This is a genomic window from Paenibacillus vini (genome assembly GCF_018403325.1).
Classification (GTDB): Bacteria; Bacillota; Bacilli; order Paenibacillales; family Paenibacillaceae; genus Fontibacillus; species Fontibacillus vini.
On sequence record NZ_BOSL01000042.1, the window covers coordinates 1 to 1,145 of the forward strand.

The 1,145-nt window shown below is 50.5% G+C and carries 2 rRNA genes; both read left to right on the forward strand.

The features are described 5' to 3' along the window. A 16S ribosomal RNA gene (locus tag KJS57_RS25985) occupies nt 1-408 on the forward strand; the annotation flags it as partial. Nucleotides 409-737: 329 nt separating this feature from the next. Further along, nucleotides 738-1,145 (forward strand): 23S ribosomal RNA (locus KJS57_RS25990); the annotation flags it as partial.

Here is a 1,145-nt window from a genome sequence, read left to right on the forward strand (position 1 = left end):
TCGGTTGGGCACTCTAGAGTGACTGCCGGTGACAAACCGGAGGAAGGTGGGGATGACGTCAAATCATCATGCCCCTTATGACCTGGGCTACACACGTACTACAATGGCCGATACAACGGGAAGCGAAGTCGCGAGATGGAGCGAATCCTATCAAAGTCGGTCTCAGTTCGGATTGCAGGCTGCAACTCGCCTGCATGAAGTCGGAATTGCTAGTAATCGCGGATCAGCATGCCGCGGTGAATACGTTCCCGGGTCTTGTACACACCGCCCGTCACACCACGAGAGTTTACAACACCCGAAGTCGGTGAGGTAACCGCAAGGAGCCAGCCGCCGAAGGTGGGGTAGATGATTGGGGTGAAGTCGTAACAAGGTAGCCGTATCGGAAGGTGCGGCTGGATCACCTCCTTTCTATGGAGAATCGTCTTCTGCAACGAAGACATTCAAATAAAAATCAGGTTTAGGCCTGTTACTCACTCGTTGGTCAGTTTTGAGAGTTCAACTCTCAAAATGACTGGTAACACAGTCACTTGATCCTTGAAAACTGGATAACGAAACGAAGAATTTGCGAATTAGAACATTCCTTTTAGCTGAACTTGTGTCAAAACAAGTTTCAATAAGGTAGTTGATACGAGCGAACGTTTTGGGATAGGAGATCCTTTGGAAGTGCGCGCCTGATGACGAAAGTCAAAGGGGAAGCGACGGACAACAGATCGCATAGCCCGAAATGAGAGCGAGTTGGTTAAGCTACTAAGAGCACACGGAGGATGCCTAGGCACTAGGAGCCGAAGAAGGACGTGGCGAACAACGAAACTGCCTCGGGGAGCTGTAAGCAAGCTTTGATCCGGGGGTGTCCGAATGGGGAAACCCGGCTGGAGTAATACCCAGTCACTCATACCTGAATACATAGGGTGTGAAGAGGCATACCAGGGGAACTGAAACATCTAAGTACCCTGAGGAAGAGAAAACAATAGTGATTCCGTTAGTAGCGGCGAGCGAATGCGGAAGAGCCTAAACCAGAGAGCTTGCTCTCTGGGGTTGTGGGACGTCTCACATGGAGTTACAAAGGAACAGGGTAGACGAAGAGGTCTGGAAAGGCCCGCCAAAGAAGGTAAAAGCCCTGTAATCGAAATTCTGTTCCCTCCGAG